This is a genomic window from Mucilaginibacter glaciei, from assembly GCF_014773245.1.
GTDB classification, from domain to species: Bacteria; Bacteroidota; Bacteroidia; order Sphingobacteriales; family Sphingobacteriaceae; genus Mucilaginibacter; species Mucilaginibacter glaciei.
The window spans coordinates 290,062-308,843 of the sequence record NZ_JACWMX010000004.1 but is presented as its reverse complement, the minus strand read 5'-3'; the positions used below and the strand labels follow the sequence as shown (position 1 = coordinate 308,843).

Genomic DNA, 18,782 nt, shown 5'->3' with positions numbered 1-18,782 from the left:
TGCCGCAAGGTGAGTAATCTGCAATATCCCTAATTCCTGTTGATGAGGAACGACAGTCCTGATGAAACGCCCAGTGTGGCATACCCGTAGCTTTGCTGAAACGAGAAATTATAATCGTCCTGCCCGCGGTAACCACCGCCAGCCATAATAGATACATCTTTAAGAAAAGGTAAGTGATAATAATATTTCAAACTTACATTAAGCCTTTTCTTGAGGTTAGTGGCATTGTAATCGTTGTATTTGTCGGCTATATAGGTAAAATCGAACTGGATGCGCTGCCAGTTGTTGAACAGGTAACTGTCAGACTTAATAGGGTCGGCATCGCGCTTGGCCAGGTTGTATAAAAACGTTCCATTAACGCGCACAAATCCATAATGGCCGGCCAAACCTTCGGCAGCGCCGGTGCCAAACAAACCAGAGTGCAGTTCCACACCGATGGTAGCATAACGGTTAATAATACGGTCGGGCTTATCGGTACGATGACCGGTGGTATAGTTAAACGAATAAAAGTTAGTGGAGAATTTGCCGCTATCGGCATTAAAGCTGCCGTCCGGCTTTAGGGTGGGGCCGCGCACGCCGTTAGAATGGTGGGTGTAACCCAGCGATAAGAACTTTGGATTGAAGGGGTCGTCATTTACCCTGGTGTACAAAATACCGCCCGGCATATAACTTGGCGATTTTACCGGTGCGCCCGGCGTAGCCAGCAGCCTGATCTTAATGCGCGTAAAGGCGTTGAAAAAAAACCTTGATTTCGGGGTGTTGAAAACTACAAAGTTAGCCACCACATCGGCTACCAATTGAGTTTTTTCCGGCTGAAAAAATTCCTGACCAAAGAACGAACTTTTTAAATTTTGCTGATAGATGCTGTTAAAGTCGCGGTTAAGGATCCTCTTGGCCATCGTTACTTTGTCGATAGTATCGCGTAGGTAAAGGGATGAATCAGCAGCTGCGCCAAAGCTCCTGCCGACGTTAAGACTTAAAATAAATACTATTATATATTGTGGGGACAGAAGTAAGCGTTTTGCCATATGCGTTGCAATACACGTTTGTGTAAATTTGGTATTAGTACAGTGTTAATACCGTATTGTTTTTGCTTAATTAGGCAAAATCCTATTCCAAAAGCATAGTTTACCTTGTCATTACACGTAAACCATCGTTTTACCTAACTAAATGCCTATCTTGCCGATCATATTTTTAACAATATTGTGACTTTTCAGGAATTCAATTTTAACGAACAATTACTTGAAGGCGTGTTAAGCATGGGTTATACCAATGCAACCCCTATACAAGAAATGGCCATCCCGGTTATCTTAAACGGCGATGATCTTATAGCCTGCGCGCAAACAGGCACCGGCAAAACAGCCTCATACCTGTTACCGGTTTTAAACTTCATTTGTAACACGCATAAACACCAGACAACCGCCTTGGTGCTTGCCCCAACCCGTGAACTGGCCCAGCAGATAGACCAGCAGGTAGAAGGCCTGGCCTATTTTACCGGCATCAGTTCGCAGGCTGTTTTTGGCGGCGGCGATGGCATGGCTTATGAGCAGCAGCGCCGAGGCATTCAAAACAATGTAAACATCATTATTGCCACACCCGGCAGGCTCATTGCACACTTAACATCGGGGGTGTTAAAGTTCAATGACGTTACCCATTTGGTGTTGGATGAAGCCGACCGAATGCTGGATATGGGTTTCTATGACGATATTATGCGTATTGTAGGTTACCTGCCAAAAAAACGCCAGACGCTGCTTTTCTCGGCTACCATGCCGGGCAGGATCCGCACGCTGGCTAAAAACATATTGAACGATCCTAAACAGATCAACATTGCTATATCGCAACCTGCCGCCGGGATAGACCAGCAGATTTACCGCGTGCACGATCAGCAGAAAACACCTTTGCTGCGGATGCTTTTAAAGGACGCTAATTATGCCAGTTCCATCATCTTTGCATCCCGTAAGGAGATCGTAAAATCTTTGTATAAAGAATTAAAACATGCGCATATCGATGCTGCAGCCTTCCACTCCGACTTGCAACAGGGCGAACGCGAAGAGATCTTGCTTCGTTTCAAGAACAAAAAACTGCCTGTTATAATAGGTACCGATGCTTTGTCGCGCGGTATTGATGTTGAAGGTATTGACCTGGTGGTGAACTATGACGTACCCGGAGACCCTGAAGATTATGTACACCGCATAGGCCGTACCGCACGTGCTGCTACAACCGGTACAGCCATTACTTTTGTGAATGACCGCGACCTGAAGAAATTAAAGAGCATCGAGCAGTTGATAGATAAACCTATTAATGAGAAAGATTTGCCTGAAGAATTGAAGGGTATTGAGCAGGTAAGGGAAGAGCGCCCGCACGGCGGCCCGCGGCATGACAGCAAACGCAGGCCTAACCGCTACAAAGGCAACAAACCGCGTCCGGCAGCAAATTAAACCTTGTAAAATAGTTGTGGTCTATTTGATTGTATAAGTCAATGCGTTACTTTTACACAAACCAAATTAAATAAACCCAATAATGACAACCAGACGTTCGTTCCTGAAAACCACCTCCATGCTATCTGCAGGGTTGCTGGTAGCCCCCAATTTGTTTGCACGCAACAAAAAGTATGTGGGCTTGCAGTTATACACCGTGCGCGATGCTATGGCTAAAGATCCCTCAGGTACACTTGCAAAAGTGGCCCAGGTAGGCTTTAACTCAGTTGAAAATGCTACCTACACCGGAACCCAGAAGTTTTACGGTATGGAGCCTGCCGAGTATGCAAAGGTTTTAAAGGATAACGGACTGATCAACCCAAGCGGCCATTATATGCTGGGCGAAGGTATGGCCACTGCAAAGGGTACTATCAGCAACGAATGGCAAAAGGCCGTTGACGATGCAGCTGCCGTTGGTATCAAGTACATGGTATGTGCTTACCTGTTAGACAGCGAGCGCGGTACTTTAACCCATTACAAACAAACTGCCGATAAATTAAACAAAGCGGGCGAGATCTGTAAAAAGGCCGGCATCCAGCTTTGCTACCATAACCACGATTTTGAATTTATAAAAGAAGACGGCAAACTGCCATACGAGGCATTGCTAAACTTTACCGATCCTAAACTGGTAAAAATGGAAATGGATATTTACTGGATGTACCGCGCCAAGCAAGACCCTATTGCCTTGTTTAACCGTTACCCTAACCGTTTCCCGCTTTGGCACGTAAAGGATATGGATAGCACACCTAAACAAATGTTTACCGAAGTTGGTAATGGTGTTATCCCGTTTAAGGATATTTTTAAACATGCTGGTACTGCCGGTTTACAATACTTTTTTAACGAACAAGATATTTGCCCTGGCGATCCGTTCGATAGCATCACCAAAAGCTACGGTTACATTAAAAAGAACCTGGTATAATTTATAACGCAATAATATTGGAGCCGCGCATTGCAAAATGCGCGGCTTTTTTGTTCACGTTCACGCACGTGAACATCGTGAACAAACATGAACACCTCATTATCAGCGGTATGCAAAATTGTGGTGTAGCAAATACTGACAAGTTCTTGTCAGTATCGTTGTAGTTTGCAGTTACCGTGTGACTATTATTATAAGGTCTCCGGCCGGCGGCAAGATGCCGCCAAATAGTCGTTACTCGGATGGACCCGAGCGACTGCTTGAGAACCTGATAAGTCAACAATTCAGGGTAACCATGGCTATTATGTATTATAGCAAGGGAACCTATAAAATTGGCTTTGATGATTTTATGGGCTTGGTAGCTACTTCATTTAAAGTGGAGGCTGGCGTAGCCATGAGCAAAACCATGATGGAAGGTATTGCGGAAAAGTTACTGCTTGCATTTGGTGTGCGTACTGCCGAGCGGCTGGTACCGGTAGTTGGCGCCGTAATTGGCGGCACAGCAAATTACATGTTTGTAAAACGTATGGCCGAAAAGGTAAAGGATTTATATCCTAACCCCACCGTGATTCCTATCGATTAAAAATTCATTTGTAAAATTGGTGCGGTTATGCTACTTTACCCTGAATGACGGTTAAAGAAGCTTTAATAGGATTTTATAAATTCAACAGCCTAAATCTTACAGACGATTTTGAATCGCATTGCGTGCGGGTTTACATCGGTTGTATTTTAGCACCAGTACCTAATATCAATGCCCGTAAAAAGTATCTGAAGTTTCATGACATGCACCACATCATGTCGGGCTATGGTATTGACAGGATAGGTGAGAGTGAAATAAGTGGATGGGAGTTAGGTTCGCGTAGTTGCCGCAAACCGCTAATTTCCGTGATGAATCTTTTTGCATTATCAACCGGCTTTATACTCAGCCCCAAAAAAGTAATAGCAGCCTTTTATAGAGGATGCCGGAGCAAGAATTTGTATTATATGAGCGACGGTATGCTTGAAGAAGATATTGATAAACTAAACCTTGCGGATGTTAAATTAAATCATTTGAAGATACGGCCAAAAGTGCGCTACAAATGGTTAAGGCAATTGGAATTTACAGGTTATGTAGCCGCCTCCATGGTGATACACATAGGGATGCTTGTTGCGGGAAAAATGCTGTTAACCGCAGAAGCCATTAAAAACAAACTTGTAAAACCTAAGGCTATCATTTAACGGTTAGCCGTTATATCATTTGTTAGTTTCACAAAATCTGCCACGCTCAGTCGCTCGGCGCGCAAGTCGAGGGTTTTATCGTCAACCATCTTTTCTTTGTTGATCAGGGATGAAAGCGCGTTCCGCAAAGTTTTACGGCGTTGGTTAAAACCTGCTTTAACAACCTGCCAAAACAGTTTCTCGTCGCAACCCAATTCCTGATTCTCATTTCGCGTTAAACGGATAACTGCCGATAGTACTTTTGGCGGCGGGTTAAATACGCCGGCCTTTACCGTGAAAAGGTATTCTACTTTATAGTAAGCTTGTAAAAACACGCTCAGGATGCCGTATTCTTTGCTACCCGGTTTTGAGGCGCAGCGCTCGGCAACTTCTTTTTGAAACATCCCTACTACCTCGGGCACCTGATGGCGGTTATCTAAAATCTTAAAAAGGATCTGGGATGAGATGTTGTACGGGAAATTACCGATAACTGCAAGGCTTTCGCCAAAAGTAGCTTTAAAGTCCAACTCTAAAAAATCGGCGTTCAGGAGGCGGTTGCCCAATGCCGGGTACTTTTTTTTCAGAAAAATAGTTGATTCGGTATCGATATCAATCAAAAAAGTTTCATAATCCGTTTTTTGTAGGAGAAAATCGGATAAAATGCCCATACCGGGGCCTACTTCCAGCACTTGCTTGTATTTGCCATCGGGCCGCAGGCTGTCAACAATTTTCGATGCGATGTTTTTATCAGTAAGAAAATGCTGACCCAAATGCTTTTTTGCCCTTACTAATGTCATTATCCATTTTTATTTAAGCAAATTAAGGCATATTTGTGCTTTAATCAGGAATGATAAACTGAAAATCTTTTTATTTGTACCTTAAGCTATAGCGTAAAAGCCTGTAGCACAAAGTGATTACAAGATCGGTGAATAAAATATCATCGGCAAAACCTTAGAATTATGAGCGATAAACCTAAAATAGGAATCAGTATAGGCGATATTAATGGGATAGGATTAGAGATCATTATCAAAACCCTGGCCGATGCTAAAATATATGAGTACTGTACCCCTATCGTGTACGGGCATACCAAAGTGGCGTCTTTTCATCGCCGGTCTACCGAGGTAGCGGAGCTTAATTTTAATGTAATCAACCATCCTGGTGAAGCGATGTTTCGCCGTGCCAATATGATTAACTGCTGGGAAGAAGATGTAAAGATAGAACCCGGAGAAGTAACTGCTGAAGGCGGCAAATATGCTTATATCTCTCTACAGCGCGCAACAGACGATCTTTTAAGCGGCGCTATCGATGGCCTGGTAACGGCCCCTATCAATAAAGATAATATCCAAAGCGAAGAGTTTACGTTTCCCGGCCATACAGAGTATTTGCAACATCGCGACAGCAAACCCGATTCGTTAATGTTTTTGGTGAGCGATACCTTACGTGTTGGTGTGGTAACCGGGCATATCCCTATCGCTAAAGTGGCGGAAAGTGTTACTACCGATAAGATCATCAGCAAATTGAAACTGATGAATGCCAGCCTGCAGGACGATTTTTGGGTGCGCAAACCCAAGATCGCTATACTTGGCCTAAACCCGCATGCAGGTGATAATGGCTTGATTGGTAACGAGGAGAAAGAAGTTATTATCCCCGCTATTGAAGAGGCCCGTAACAACGGCGTGCTCGCTTTTGGCCCGTACCCTGCCGATGGCTTTTTTGCTAACGGAACTTACATGCAGTTTGATGCTGTGCTGGCCATGTATCATGACCAGGGGCTTATCCCGTTCAAGCAGATCGCGTTTGAGTCGGGCGTAAATTACACCGCCGGGTTAAGCTTTGTACGCACTTCGCCGGATCATGGTACCGCCTATGATATCGCTGGTAAAAACCTGGCTTCAGAAGTATCTTTCCGTGAGGCGTTATTCAGTGCGATACATATAATCAGGCACCGAAAAGAAACCGCCGAATTAAATGAAAACCCGTTGGTGTTTGCTAAACTAAGCCGCGACAGGGATTAAATACCACTGTTAGGAATACTGTTTTAAAATAATTACCGTTAAGTTAAAACATTCATCTCTAAAATACATTTCCCTGTTTAATGAGTAATTTAATTAACCGCATCAGGTCAATTGATGCGTTTCGTGCGGTTACCATGTTCCTGATGATCTTTGTTAATGATCTTGACGGTGTGCCAAATACCCCTCAATGGCTCAAACATGCTGCAATAAATGCCGACGGTTTAGGGCTTGCCGATACCATATTCCCTGCATTTTTATTTATAGTGGGTTTATCTATCCCCTATGCTTTTGAGCACCGCCAAAAAAAAGAGGATGCCAAGATCCCGATGCGCATCATTACCCGGTCATTTGCGCTAATTTTTATTGGTTTTTTTCATGCCAATATGGAAACTTACGATGATGTGCACACTATTTTACCCAAACCTGTTTGGGATAGCCTGGCTACATTTAGCTTTTTCTTCATCTTTTTAGATTACAGCAAATGGACGTCTCTCACCTACCGCTATTTGCTACAAGGGTTGGGGGTTATATTGCTCATTACGATGTGTATCCTTTATAAAAGTACAGATCCAAACCATCCCTGGCTGCATTTAACCTGGTGGGGTATATTGGGGCTTATTGGCTGGGCTTACCTGCTTTGCGCTTTTATTTATCATTACAGCAACGGCGCATTATGGGTACAGGCAACGGCCTGGCTGTTCTTTATGTTTTTTAATATCGATTTCCATTTTGGGATGCTGGGCTTTTTAAGCGGTGTACAAAAGTATGTTTGGATAGCCGGCAACGGCGCTATGCAAGCCTTTACTATGGCCGGCGTTTTTGTGTCGGTGCTCTATATCCGCCTGCGGCAAAATAATGAGTTGAAGATGCTTTGGGTAGCTATGATATTGATGGCTATCATCCTGTTTAACCTTGGGTTTATTGTTCGCTACTTTAGCGGCGGTATTTCTAAGGCGCGCGATACCCCGTCATGGGTATTGATATGCACCGGTATAAGCCTTATCATTTACGCAGGGTTTGTTTTCCTGGTAGATATTAAACAGAAATATAGCTGGTTTAAGGTGATAGAACCAGCGGGTACGGGTACATTTATGTGTTATCTTATCCCATTCCTGGTATACCCGCTGTACCAAATTACAGACTTTGCCTATCCAGATTTTCTTGACCAGGGCACGGGCGGCCTCATCAGGTGTTTTCTGTTCTCGTTTGTAATTGTGTGGCTAACCGGGTTGTTGCAAAAGATCAACATCAGGTTAAAAATTTAATCAAAAGTGCAAGATTAAGTATGCATTTATGCTACCTTTAATGCGCCTTTGTGCTTTGACCTTTCGCCTTTGACGTCCCGCCAACAAGCAATGTTTATAACCTTAAAACCATTTAAAAAAAACACTTTCCACATTTAGGAAATTTACCTACATTTACGGGCTAATTGTTGCTCATTGAAATCGCTACGCACATATGCAATACCTTTTACCGGCTTAAAGCTGGGGAAGCATACTTTTGAATATGATGTTACAGACGAGTTTTTTAACGAGTTTGATTATTCGCTGGTAAAGAAAGCCGATTTAAAGTGTGTAATTGAATTGGAAAAGCAGGAAACGATGTTAATACTGGACTTTGACATCACCGGTACTATTACCGCCACTTGCGATAAGTGCTTGTCAGAGTATCAGCAGCCCATTGATATACAGGAGCAGCAAATTGCCCGGTTTACCGATGAGGAAATGGGCGAAGATGATGAGATTATTACACTCGGTAAAAACGATCACGAGATCAACGTTGCGGGGCTGATATATGAATACGTTAACGTGGCCCTGCCATTTATTGCCGAATGCAGTAATGAGGGTAACGGTAAACAGTGTGAAGAGGAAATGCTTGATAACTTGAGAAAGCTATCGGTAAATGATGAACAAGCAGAGCAGGCAGACCCGAGATGGGATGCACTCAAAAAATTAAAATAATAAAATACGCTAAGTTATGGCACATCCAAAACGGAAAATTTCAAAATCAAGAAGAGATAAACGCAGAACGCATTATAAAGCAGTAGCGCCTACTTTAACAACTTGCCAAACTACCGGCGCTGTACACTTGCCTCACAGAGCTTATACTGTTGATGGTAACGTATACTTCAATGGTAAAATTCTTATTGAGAAAGCTGTAGCATAAGTTAATTTTCTGCAATGAAGATTGGCTTAGATATTATGGGTGGCGATTATGCCCCCAAAGCAACTGTTTTAGGTGCAATTGAAGCTCAAAAAGTTTTAGCTGCAGGCCAAAAGCTTGTTCTTATTGGCGATAAAGATGTTGCAGTTTCTATTCTTCAGGAAAATAACGTAAGCCCTGATCTGTTCGAGTTTGTGCACACAACCGAAGTGATCACTATGGGCGAGCACCCCACAAAGGCTATTGTTCAAAAGCCCGATTCAAGCATTTCCGTTGGGTTTAAAATGTTGAAGGAAAATAGCATTCAGGCTTTTTCTTCGGCAGGTAATACCGGGGCTATGCTGGTTGGTTCTATGTTCAGCGTTAAAACTATACCGGGCGTAATACGCCCTTGTATGACCGCGATTGTACCCAAACTTAAAGGAGGTTTGGGTATTATTTTGGATGTAGGTGCCAATGCTGATTGCAAACCTGATGTATTGCTGCAATTTGGTATTTTAGGCAGCCTGCTGGCCGAGTCTGTTTACCATATTGATAATCCCCGTATTGCGCTGATGAATATTGGCGAAGAGGAAGAAAAAGGCAACCTGCTTTTACAGGCAACCTATCCTTTAATGCGCGATTCTAAATTATTCAACTTTGTGGGCAATATTGAGGGGCGCGACCTTTTTGAAGACAATAACGACGTGGTAGTTTGCGACGGCTTTACGGGTAACGTAATACTTAAACTTGCCGAATCATTTTACGTTATATCGCTCAAGAAAAAATTTAAAGACGAATTTTTTGACCGGTTCAATTACGAGCAGTATGGCGGCAGCCCAATTTTGGGTGTCAACGCCCCCGTTGTTGTTGGGCACGGTATCTCCAGTCCGGAAGCTATAAAGAATATGATCTTGTTGTCAAAAAACATCATCGAAACCAATCTTATAGATAAAATTAAACAGGCTTTTCAGTAAAAATATGAGTAAAATTCATGCTGCTATTACCGCTGTAAATGGTTACGTGCCCGACTATGTGCTAACTAACCACGAGCTGGAAACAATGGTTGATACTAATGACGAATGGATAACCAGCCGTACAGGGATCAAAGAGCGCAGGATACTGAAAGGCGAAGGCTTAGGCACATCAGACATGGCAGTACCCGCTGTTGAAGGATTGCTAAAAAAACGCGGCATAACTGCCGAAGAAATTGATTTGATCATTTTCTGTACCACCACGCCCGATCTGCCTTTCCCGGCAACGGCAAATATACTTGCACATAAAATTGGCGCTACAAAAGCATGGGGATATGATCTGCAAGCAGCTTGCTCCGGCTTTTTGTTCGGTTTAGCTACCGGCGCACAATTTATTGAGAGCGGCAAGCACACCAAGGTGTTAGTAGTAGGCGGCGACAAAATGTCGTCGATCATTAATTATGAAGACCGTGCTACCTGTATCATATTTGGCGATGGCTGCGGTTGCGCGTTGCTTGAACCTAATACCGATGGTTATGGTATTATGGATTCTGTTTTAAAGAGTGATGGCTCTGGGGCCCATTTATTATTCCAAAAATCGGGCGGTTCCGTTAGCCCTGCATCACATGAAACCGTTGCAGCAAAAGAACATTATGCTTATCAGGAAGGCCAGGCTGTATTTAAATTTGCCGTCACCAATATGGCCGATGTGGCTGCTGAAGTAATGGAGCGCAATAGCCTCACTTCAGACGATATTGCATGGCTGGTACCGCATCAGGCAAATAAACGAATTATTGATGCTACAGCAAGCCGTACAGGCCTTAGTGCCGACAAGGTAGTTGTAAATATTGAACGTTACGGCAATACCACCAACGGAACTATCCCGCTTTGTTTATGGGAGTGGGAAAGTAAATTCAAAAAAGGGGACAACCTTATTTTAGCAGCTTTTGGCGGCGGCTTTACATGGGGGTCTATTTATTTAAAGTGGGCGTATTAAATTAGACGTAAAATTGGGTGTGCTCACAGCATATTTAAATTAAAACATCTTAAAATTAAACGTGTTAAATAATTATATTCATTAAAAATCATTTGCACATTTGCATAGCAGCACATTTGCATATTTTATACATACTTTTATCCGAACCAATTATCGCTTACTATGGATATTAAACAAATTCAAGATCTTATACGCTTTGTTTCCAAATCTGGTGTAAATGAAGTTTCTATCGAACAAGAGAATTTTAAGATCACTATAAAAACCAATGATGCGCCAACGTATGTAAATGCGAGTATCCCTGCACCATTGGCAGCAGCACAGGCACCGCTGCCTGCGGCATTGCCCGCAAGCGCCCCTGCAACTACCGAGCCTGCGGCCGCTGTTGCAGATATTACCAACTACATCACTATTAAATCGCCAATGATCGGCACTTTCTACCGTTCAGCATCTCCGGAAAAACCGCTATTTGTTAACGTAGGCGATGAAATAAATACCGGTAGTGTATTGTGTATTATTGAAGCGATGAAATTGTTTAATGAGATCGAGTCTGAAGTATCTGGCCGGATCGTTAAGATATTGGTTGATAATGCATCGCCGGTTGAATATGACCAGCCTTTATTTTTAGTTGAACCTAAATAGTAGATGTGCCAATATGCAGATATGCGAATGTGCGGATAAATTGCATGTTCAAAAGCATCTGCACATCTGCACATTTATAATTTGCACATTGAAACTATGTTTAAGAAAATATTAATAGCTAACCGAGGTGAAATTGCCCTGCGAATCATTCGCACCTGTAAAGAAATGGGCATCAAAACCATAGCTGTATACTCAACCGCCGATCGTGATAGCCTCCATGTGCGTTTTGCCGATGAAGCTGTTTGTATAGGCCCCCCTCCAAGCCGTGACTCTTACCTCAATATCCCCAATATTATTTCGGCCGCCGAATTAACCAATGCGGATGCCATACACCCGGGATATGGTTTCTTGTCTGAGAATGCAAAATTCTCTGCCATTTGTGCCGAGTACGGTATCAAATTTATTGGCGCTACTGCCGATCAGATCAATCGTATGGGCGATAAAGCTTCGGCTAAAGAAACCATGAAAAAAGCCGGCGTGCCTATTGTACCCGGTTCTGAAGGTTTACTTTCCGATATTAAATCGGGTATTGCTATAGCCAATAAGATCGGTTACCCGATTATCCTTAAAGCAACTGCCGGCGGTGGTGGCCGCGGAATGCGGATAGTTTGGAAAGACGAAGAGTTTGAGAACGCCTGGGACAGTGCACGTGCCGAGTCTGGCGCAGCCTTTGGTAACGACGGACTGTATTTAGAAAAATATGTAGAAGATCCGCGCCACATCGAGATCCAGGTAGTCGGCGATCAATATGGCAAAGTTTGCCATTTGTCTGAACGTGATTGCTCTATACAACGCCGCCACCAAAAACTGGTAGAAGAAGCGCCATCGCCATTTATGACAGAAAAGCTGCGTAAACGCATGGGCGAAGCGGCTATAAAAGGTGCTAAAGCCGTAAAATACGAAGGTGCCGGTACAGTGGAGTTTTTGGTTGATAAGAACCGTAACTTCTACTTCATGGAAATGAACACCCGTATCCAGGTGGAACACCCGGTTACCGAAGAGGTGATCAACTTTGACCTGATAAAAGAACAGATAAAAGTTGCAGCGGGTATCCCTATCTCGGGCAAAAACTATGAGCCAACTATGCACGCCATTGAGTGTCGCATTAACGCTGAAGACCCAGCAAATAATTTCCGCCCATCCCCGGGAAGGATCACCAATTTCCATTCACCTGGAGGCCACGGTGTACGCGTAGATACACACGTATATAGCGGATACGCTATACCACCCAACTACGATTCAATGATAGCGAAGGTGATATGTATGGCTCAAACGCGCGAAGAGGCTTTAGCTACCATGGAGCGCGCCTTGAGTGAATTTGTTATTGAAGGTATCAAAACAACTATTCCATTCCATTTAAAATTATTAAAGGACCCTAACTTTAGGGCGGGTAATTTTACAACTAAGTTTATGGAAACGTTCGAATATTAAGATTTATAAAACTTTCACGGATATAAAAAACGTAAGTAGCATTCCTGCGTTGATACACAGGCTGATATTTAATATAAGCAATGAGCGACAACAAACTAATTAAGGCGATCAAAGAGAAAGGCCAAACCATGGAGGCCGAAATGTCATTTTTTGACCACCTTGAAGCTTTACGATGGCACCTCGTACGCTCTGCTATTGCTATTGTTATTTTTACCTGCTTAGCCTTTTATTTTTACGACTTTATATTTGACACCATTATTATGGGTCCAAGCAGACCCAGCTTTTGGACTTACCGCATGTTATGCGAGTTGGGTGCATGGTTACACCGCGACGGATTTTGTATTAATAAGATCAATATCGACTTGATTAATACAGATATGGCGGGACAATTTACCCTCCAAATTAATTCAGGATTATTAATTGGCATAACTGCTGGCTTCCCTTATTTACTGTGGGAATTATGGCGTTTTATTAAACCAGCACTGCATGAAAAAGAGCGCAAAGCAGCCAGCGGTTTTGTGCTTTATGCTACAGGCTTGTTCATATTAGGGGTAATGTTTGGTTATTTTATTATCACTCCCGAATCTATCAACTTCCTCTCAAACTTTACGGTTAGTTCCAAAATTCAGAATTTGTTCACTGTAGATTCTTATCTATCTTCTGTAGCAACTCTAACCCTGGCAACCGGTGTTGTTTTTGAGCTCCCTATTTTAGTATATGTACTGTCTTCATTGGGTATACTAACGCAGAAATTTATGCGCGAAACACGCCGGTATGCGGTAGTAGTAATCTTGGTTATTGCGGCTATCGTAACACCAACTCCAGATATGCTTACCATGACCATAGTAAGTATCCCTCTGTTTATTTTGTATGAAATAGGCATATTGGTAGCTGGTGTGGTAGAACGAAGAAAACTGGCCCGCGAGAACGCCGCAGTTTAAGGTTGTCTAACAAAATCTTTACCTTCGTCAACTCATAAAATTTATACATTTGAACTTGATGAAAAAGGGATTAAAAATAGCTATCGGTGCAGACCACGCCGGTTTCGATTACAAACAAGCCATATTAGGCATGTTCGGCGATGACATTTCTTTTAATGACTTTGGCACATACTCAACCGAATCTGCCGATTACCCCGATTTTTCGCACCCTGTAGCGTTAGCTGTAGAAAATGGCGACGTTGACTTTGGCATTTTGCTTTGCGGCAGTGCCAATGGTGTAGCCATGACGGCAAATAAGCACCAGGATATCCGTGCCGCTATTTGCTGGAAGCACGAACTGGCTATCCCTGCACGCACTCATAATGATGCCAATATCCTTTGCCTGCCGGCAAAACACATGAGCCTGGAAGAGGCAAAAAAAACGATCGAAACTTTCCTGACTGAAGAGTTTGAAGGCGGCCGCCATGAAAGGCGTGTCGTCAAAATAAGCTGTTAATAACCAATAAAAACTAATGAATAAATTACCCTTATGGATAACTGCGCTTGGCTTTGCAATGAACGCCTGCGCGCAGCAAAACCCAACTGCCGTTAAGTACGCTAATCTGATCACGGCTGATGATGCCCGGAAACACCTGAGCATTTTAGCATCTGACGAGTTTGAAGGCCGCGAAACCGGTAAGGCCGGCGCAGAAAAAGCCGCAAACTACATAGCTAATGAATTCAAGAAATTAGGTTTAGAAGCACCTAAAGGTTCTTACTTTTTTAATGTTCCATTGTCTCAAAACACATTAAAAATTACCGCCTTTAACGTAAACGGACAGAACTTTACTGCCTGGAAAGACTTTTTTGTACAGGGGTCTATGGTTGATAAAAGACTGACCGCTCCTAATGTTGTGTTTGTTGGTTATGGTACAGAAGAGGAACTTGCCAGAACAGACGTTGCAGGTAAAGTAGTAATAATGATCAACGAGGATAAACCCGTTGAAGGTAAAAAAACAAATACCAGCTACAGGTTATCAACCACGCGTAAAGAAATAGTCGCTGCCTTACGCGCTAAAAACCCGGCCCTTATACTGGCTGCCAATGGCGAATTAGGCGGAATGCTGAAGCGCTTTAATGGCAATGCACCTGTGGGACAGTTAGGGATTAAAAAAGATGATGCGGCAAGTACGCCGGTACCTTTATTTAACATCACCACAGAAGTAGCCGATGCTTTTGTAAAACCATCGGGCAAAACTTTCGATCAGTTGAAAGCTGCTGCTGCAACTGCTAAACAAACGCAGGTGATCCAAACTATAGCCAGCATTGCTTACAACACCGATAAGGTAGATGTTAAAGCGGTTGATGTGGTTGGCTTTATGCCTGGTTCTGACGCTAAATTAAAAAATGAGGTTTTGGTAATATCGGCCCATTATGATCATATTGGGTTAAATACCCGCCCGGGTGCTACCGACAAGGTAAATAACGGAGCTGATGATGATGGGTCTGGTACTACAGGTGTTTTAGAGATCGCGCGTGCCTTCTCTCAGGCTAAAAAAGATGGTCACGGCCCTAAACGCAGTGTGCTTTTCCTGGGGAATGTAGGCGAAGAAAAAGGCCTTTTAGGTTCTGAGTACTATACCGACCATCCTATTTACCCATTGGCTAATACTATTGCCGATCTGAATATAGATATGATTGGCCGCGTAGGCGATGAGTATAAAAACAGCCCGGATTCTGCTAATTATGTTTACCCTATAGGTTCAAACATGTTAAGCAGCGACTTGCATAAAATAGGCGATGATGCCAACAATACTTACACCAAACTAAAACTGGACTACAAGTATGACGACCTGAACGATCCTAACCAGTTTTACTATAGGTCAGATCATTACAACTTTGCCCGTTACGGCGTACCTATCATATTTTACTTTAACGGCGTACACCCAGATTATCACCAGCCCGGCGACGAAGTAAGCAAGATCAATTTCCCGTTGTTAGCTAAACGCGCGCAACTGGTATTCTACACAGGCTGGGAATTGGCTAACCGCGCTAACCGCCCGGTAGTTGATAAACCAATTGCAAAGGCAACAAGATAGTAGCATACAAAATAGACAAGAAAAGCGGCTCATGGCCGCTTTTCTTGTTCTTAAATTATGTTTCCTCGACCTTTTTCAAATTAAGGCTTCATTAATTCAGTATTAAAAATTGGTTTGTTTAATTTCGCATAAATGGGAAACACCGCTGCAGAATTTCTGGTAGCCTCGGAGCAAAAAGCTTTCGAGACAGATCATCGCCGTATTATTAATTATAATATTGGTAAGTATGATGCGGCTGTAGATAGGGGCCTGTCACGATTGATTAACCTGGATAACGCTAAGAAAAAGGGCCACGCCATTAAATGGAAGGTGATGGAAAACCTTGACAAATTTTTACCGGAGTTTGAATCGAATTTTCAAAAAAGCGGTGGTAAGGTTATCTGGGCCAATGATGCCGAAGAGGCGAACCGTGAGATCTTGAACATCATCACAAAAGCCGGTGCTAAAACAGTTATCAAGTCCAAATCAATGGCCACCGAAGAGATTCATTTAAATGATTTTTTAGAAAGCAACAACATTGAATCGTTGGAGAGCGACCTGGGCGAATACATTGTACAGTTGCTGGGCCAGCGCCCCTACCATATTGTAACGCCGGCCATGCACTTGTCAAAAGAAGACATAGCCAAGTTATTTAACGAGCGTTTCGGAACACCTTTAGATTTTACGCCCGAACAGCTAACCCAAAAAGCGCGCGAACTGCTGCGCGATAAATATTTAAAGGCCGATGTTGGCGTTACCGGCGCCAACTTTCTTATTGCCGATACCGGTAGCATCGCTATTAGCGAAAATGAAGGTAATGCAAGGCTAACAACTACTTTTCCAAAGATCCATATAGCCGTTGTAGGGATAGAGAAGATCATTCCATCAATGGCCGATCTCGATATGTTCTGGCCCATGCTGGCTACACATGGCACCGGGCAAAACCTAACTGTTTACAATACTATTTTAAGTGGCCCGCGCCAGCCTCATGAAACCGACGGTCCCGAAGAAATGTACGTGATACTACTTGACAACGGCCGGACGAACCTGTTAGCCCAAAAAGAACAGCGGCAAGGGCTGTACTGTATTCGCTGTGGCGCTTGTTTGAACGTTTGCCCAGTTTACAAGAATATAGGCGGCCATACTTATGAAACTACTTACAGCGGGCCCATAGGGTCGGTAATAACGCCGCATATGCGCGGCATGGAAGAGTTTAAACATTTGAGCTACGCATCAAGCCTGTGTGGGGCCTGTACCGAAGTTTGCCCCGTTAAAATAGATATCCATAAAATGCTGCTGCTTAACCGCCGCGATGCAGTTAACAGCGGTGTGGTTGCTACTAAAGAAAAATGGGGCTGGGCTGCCTGGAAAAATGGGATGCTTAAACGCACACTGACTGATTTTTTAAGCGGGAAAACTAAAAACTATTTTTTACGTACGTTCTTCAAAAGCACATGGGGACATTTTAAAGAAATGCCCGATGTTGCCCAAAAATCTTTCAGTCAACAAATGAAAGAGCGGGATAAATCCGCAGAATAAATATACCCAGATACATGCGCAAAATTATATTAAACCTGGCCGTGAGCCTCGACGGATTTATTGAAGGCCCTAACGGCGAGTACGACTGGTGCTTTAATGATCAGGATTACGGCATGGGCGAATTCCTGGAATCGGTAGATGCCATTTTTATAGGCCGAAAAAGCTATGATATGGTTAGTGCAGATACCAGTATGTTTCCGGTAGAAAAGGTTTATGTTTTTTCAGACTCACTTACCGACGAAAGCCACAACGCAAACGTTGAATTGGTAACATCGGCCCATTTTGATGAGGTAGTCGAGCGGGTAATGAACGCCGATGGTAAAAACATCTGGCTATTTGGCGGCGCACAACTGGTAACGGCACTGCTTAATAAAGGTTTAGTAAATACGCTGATCCTATCTATTCACCCCATTATATTAGGTGCAGGCAAACAATTGTTCAAAGATATTGCAGACCGAGTAGAACTTATTTTAACCGATCAGCAAAGTTTCCCGACAGGTTTGTTACAGGTAACTTATACCTTAAAACCTAAATTTGATATGGCGATGCTCGACTTACTTTAAGCAGCAAACAACCTTTTAATGCTTATCACCAAAACCAAACTCTTTATAGGTGTTCGGTAAATCGCTTTGGTTGCTAAAGGCAAAGGTAAAGTTAGTTGTGATGGTTTCGTAATCGGCATCTTTATTAGTCGACTCCTGAATATTTACACATCGGATCATATAAATACCCTCGCGGCTCAGCGTAAAATAAATTTGCCCAGCTGCATCTGTGTCTAATTTTTGCGGATACACATTACCCGATACCGTTTTAATATACAGATAAGCCGGGCTGTTTTTAAGTGGCTTGCCTTTATAATTGATTAAAGCGGTAATATCTTCGCCGTAACTTTTCTTGTAAGGGTTTTGCTTTAGTATAATCTCAAAATCGGTACCTAATACCTTTTCGTAAACATTACCGCCCGCGTTATCAACGGTAAACAATGTTTTTAAATAGCGGGTAGACTTTTCGGTATAATAAAGGCTGTTGCTGTTTTTTATTTTATCGGCAAGAGTTTCAAAACCCTGTTCAGTCAAATAGGTAACGAACTGGTCGCGGGGTATATCGTTACTTTCGGGCTTGCTATTCATTTCAACCAAGGCAAGTCCAGCATTATTTAGCGGGTAGCTTACCACGGGCAAAGCGTTATCTTTTGCCGTTGCAGTAAGGTCTGTTTTTTTAGAACCTTCGTAAATATTGAATTTTATAGTGTTGGCAACACTGTATTTATTTTCCCCTTCTTTTGCGAAATTCGTCCCGCTGATCACATGCAGATCAAGCTTATCACCTTTATGTAAATAAAAATTCTCAGGAAGCAAAAAGGTATCTGGTGCAAACGCCAAAAGCGCTATTACCGATAACATTACAGATGTCTTAACGTACAAATGTTTCATCATATGCCAAACATACAAAGTTTT

The 18,782-nt window shown here is 43.0% G+C and carries 20 protein-coding genes; 17 read left to right on the top strand and 3 right to left on the bottom strand.

Annotated elements, in window-relative coordinates; genetic code table 11:
• Nucleotides 1–29: 29 nt before the first annotated feature.
• The gene (locus tag IDJ76_RS11340; RefSeq protein ID WP_191163431.1) at nt 30–1,028 is read right to left on the bottom strand and encodes a hypothetical protein; all 999 of its coding nucleotides are present in this window, start codon (nt 1,026–1,028) and stop codon (nt 30–32) included.
• Between the two features lie 177 nt (nt 1,029–1,205).
• On the opposite strand from IDJ76_RS11340, the gene IDJ76_RS11335 reads away from it, so the two are divergent.
• From IDJ76_RS11335 to IDJ76_RS11320, 4 genes are all read left to right on the top strand, one after another.
• Nucleotides 1,206–2,438, top strand: a complete 1,233-nt coding sequence (locus IDJ76_RS11335) for a DEAD/DEAH box helicase (protein ID WP_191163430.1) — start codon at nt 1,206–1,208, stop codon at nt 2,436–2,438.
• Between the two features lie 82 nt (nt 2,439–2,520).
• Nucleotides 2,521–3,396 carry a sugar phosphate isomerase/epimerase family protein gene (locus tag IDJ76_RS11330; protein ID WP_191163429.1) on the top strand — a complete coding sequence of 292 codons (876 nt, stop codon included), beginning with the start codon at nt 2,521–2,523 and terminating at the stop codon, nt 3,394–3,396.
• Nucleotides 3,397–3,574: 178 nt separating this feature from the next.
• Nucleotides 3,575–3,976, top strand: coding sequence for a hypothetical protein (locus IDJ76_RS11325; protein WP_191163428.1), 402 nt, complete (start codon nt 3,575–3,577; stop codon nt 3,974–3,976).
• 44 nt (nt 3,977–4,020) lie between these two features.
• Nucleotides 4,021–4,611 carry a hypothetical protein gene (locus IDJ76_RS11320; RefSeq protein WP_191163427.1) on the top strand — a complete coding sequence of 197 codons (591 nt, stop codon included), beginning with the start codon at nt 4,021–4,023 and terminating at the stop codon, nt 4,609–4,611.
• Here the strand turns inward: IDJ76_RS11320 and rsmA are convergent.
• Nucleotides 4,608–5,387: a 16S rRNA (adenine(1518)-N(6)/adenine(1519)-N(6))-dimethyltransferase RsmA gene (gene rsmA / locus IDJ76_RS11315; protein WP_191163426.1), complete on the bottom strand. Its 780-nt coding sequence runs from the start codon at nt 5,385–5,387 to the stop codon at nt 4,608–4,610. The two genes, IDJ76_RS11320 and rsmA, sit on opposite strands and share 4 nt — an antisense overlap.
• A gap of 162 nt (nt 5,388–5,549) precedes the next feature.
• On the opposite strand from rsmA, the gene pdxA reads away from it, so the two are divergent.
• The 13 genes from pdxA (at nt 5,550) to IDJ76_RS11250 (ending at nt 17,888) form a co-directional block, all read left to right on the top strand.
• Entirely contained in the window at nt 5,550–6,605 is a 1,056-nt protein-coding gene (gene pdxA, locus IDJ76_RS11310) for a 4-hydroxythreonine-4-phosphate dehydrogenase PdxA (RefSeq protein ID WP_191163425.1), read from the top strand.
• An 80-nt stretch (nt 6,606–6,685) separates the two neighbouring features.
• Nucleotides 6,686–7,870: a DUF5009 domain-containing protein gene (locus IDJ76_RS11305; protein ID WP_191163424.1), complete on the top strand. Its 1,185-nt coding sequence runs from the start codon at nt 6,686–6,688 to the stop codon at nt 7,868–7,870.
• A 174-nt stretch (nt 7,871–8,044) separates the two neighbouring features.
• Nucleotides 8,045–8,566: a YceD family protein gene (locus tag IDJ76_RS11300; protein ID WP_191163423.1), complete on the top strand. Its 522-nt coding sequence runs from the start codon at nt 8,045–8,047 to the stop codon at nt 8,564–8,566.
• A 16-nt stretch (nt 8,567–8,582) separates the two neighbouring features.
• On the top strand, nt 8,583–8,771 hold the full coding sequence (rpmF, locus tag IDJ76_RS11295; RefSeq protein ID WP_191163422.1) for a 50S ribosomal protein L32: 189 nt from the start codon (nt 8,583–8,585) through the stop codon (nt 8,769–8,771).
• A gap of 14 nt (nt 8,772–8,785) precedes the next feature.
• Nucleotides 8,786–9,724, top strand: coding sequence for a phosphate acyltransferase PlsX (gene plsX / locus IDJ76_RS11290; protein WP_191163421.1), 939 nt, complete (start codon nt 8,786–8,788; stop codon nt 9,722–9,724).
• Nucleotides 9,725–9,728: 4 nt separating this feature from the next.
• Entirely contained in the window at nt 9,729–10,718 is a 990-nt protein-coding gene (locus IDJ76_RS11285; protein WP_191163420.1) for a beta-ketoacyl-ACP synthase III, read from the top strand.
• A 162-nt stretch (nt 10,719–10,880) separates the two neighbouring features.
• Nucleotides 10,881–11,357 (top strand): acetyl-CoA carboxylase biotin carboxyl carrier protein, encoded by a 477-nt coding sequence (accB, locus tag IDJ76_RS11280; RefSeq protein ID WP_191163419.1) that lies wholly within the window; start codon nt 10,881–10,883, stop codon nt 11,355–11,357.
• A gap of 96 nt (nt 11,358–11,453) precedes the next feature.
• Nucleotides 11,454–12,788 carry an acetyl-CoA carboxylase biotin carboxylase subunit gene (gene accC, locus IDJ76_RS11275; RefSeq protein ID WP_191163418.1) on the top strand — a complete coding sequence of 445 codons (1,335 nt, stop codon included), beginning with the start codon at nt 11,454–11,456 and terminating at the stop codon, nt 12,786–12,788.
• Nucleotides 12,789–12,868: 80 nt separating this feature from the next.
• Nucleotides 12,869–13,729: a twin-arginine translocase subunit TatC gene (gene tatC / locus IDJ76_RS11270; RefSeq protein WP_191163417.1), complete on the top strand. Its 861-nt coding sequence runs from the start codon at nt 12,869–12,871 to the stop codon at nt 13,727–13,729.
• Nucleotides 13,730–13,787: 58 nt separating this feature from the next.
• Nucleotides 13,788–14,225, top strand: coding sequence for an RpiB/LacA/LacB family sugar-phosphate isomerase (locus IDJ76_RS11265; protein ID WP_191163416.1), 438 nt, complete (start codon nt 13,788–13,790; stop codon nt 14,223–14,225).
• A 16-nt stretch (nt 14,226–14,241) separates the two neighbouring features.
• Complete coding sequence (locus IDJ76_RS11260) at nt 14,242–15,807, top strand: M28 family peptidase (RefSeq protein ID WP_191163415.1); 1,566 nt, start codon at nt 14,242–14,244, stop codon at nt 15,805–15,807.
• A gap of 132 nt (nt 15,808–15,939) precedes the next feature.
• Nucleotides 15,940–17,325: a LutB/LldF family L-lactate oxidation iron-sulfur protein gene (locus IDJ76_RS11255; RefSeq protein WP_191163414.1), complete on the top strand. Its 1,386-nt coding sequence runs from the start codon at nt 15,940–15,942 to the stop codon at nt 17,323–17,325.
• 14 nt (nt 17,326–17,339) lie between these two features.
• Nucleotides 17,340–17,888, top strand: coding sequence for a dihydrofolate reductase family protein (locus IDJ76_RS11250; protein WP_191163413.1), 549 nt, complete (start codon nt 17,340–17,342; stop codon nt 17,886–17,888).
• Between the two features lie 15 nt (nt 17,889–17,903).
• On the opposite strand, the gene IDJ76_RS11245 is transcribed toward IDJ76_RS11250, so the two are convergent.
• Nucleotides 17,904–18,728: a DUF4198 domain-containing protein gene (locus IDJ76_RS11245; RefSeq protein ID WP_191163412.1), complete on the bottom strand. Its 825-nt coding sequence runs from the start codon at nt 18,726–18,728 to the stop codon at nt 17,904–17,906.
• Nucleotides 18,729–18,782: the final 54 nt, after the last annotated feature.